This is a genomic window from Allobosea sp. LjRoot90 (genome assembly GCF_964254315.1).
GTDB lineage: Bacteria > Pseudomonadota > Alphaproteobacteria > Rhizobiales > Beijerinckiaceae > Allobosea.
In genome coordinates this window covers 1-627 of sequence record NZ_CAXUTF020000021.1, presented here as the reverse complement: position 1 = coordinate 627, position 627 = coordinate 1, and the positions used below count along the sequence as shown (strand labels likewise).

1 protein-coding gene is annotated in these 627 nt (G+C 63.6%); it reads left to right on the top strand.

Annotation, left to right across the window (positions count from 1 at the left end; all coding sequences use genetic code 11):
* Positions 1-545: flagellin (locus ACSQ3M_RS28435; protein WP_436153436.1), on the top strand; the 545-nt coding region annotated here is incomplete at its 5' end.
* Positions 546-627 lie beyond the last annotated feature (82 nt).

Below are 627 nucleotides of genomic sequence, written 5' to 3'. Positions count from 1 at the left end.
CGGGTGTCACCTCTGCGGTTCGTTCGAACCTGATCGACCAGTTCAACGATCTGCGCAACAAGATCGACGATCTCGCCAAGGATTCCGGCTTCAACGGCCTCAATCTGCTCGGCGGTGACCGTCTGTCGGTCGTCTTCAACGAGAAGACCGGCAAGAACCAGACCAAGCTCGACGTCCAGGGCACCCAGCTGAGCTCCGACAACCTCGGCATCACCAAGGCTGGCAACACCCAGCTCGCCGGCAGCGTCAACTTCCAGAACGACTCCGATCTGGAAGCAGCCACCAAGTCGCTCACCGGCGCCCTGACCTCCCTGAAGTCGCTCTCCTCGACCTTCGGCGCCAGCCTCTCGGTCGTCCAGACCCGGCAGGACTTCACCAAGGACATGTCGAACGTCCTGACCACCGGCGCCGACAACCTCGTCAACGCCGACCTCAACCAGGAAGCCGCCTCCCTGCTCGCGCTGCAGACCCGTCAGCAGCTCTCCCAGCAGGCGCTCTCCCTCGCCAACCAGGCCGACCAGGGCGTTCTGCGTCTCCTCGGCTGATCTTCGGTCCGCAGAAGCGGATCAGCCCGCAGAACGCGGGACGAAGCAAAAAGAGCGGCGGAGCCAAGGCTCCGCCGCTTTT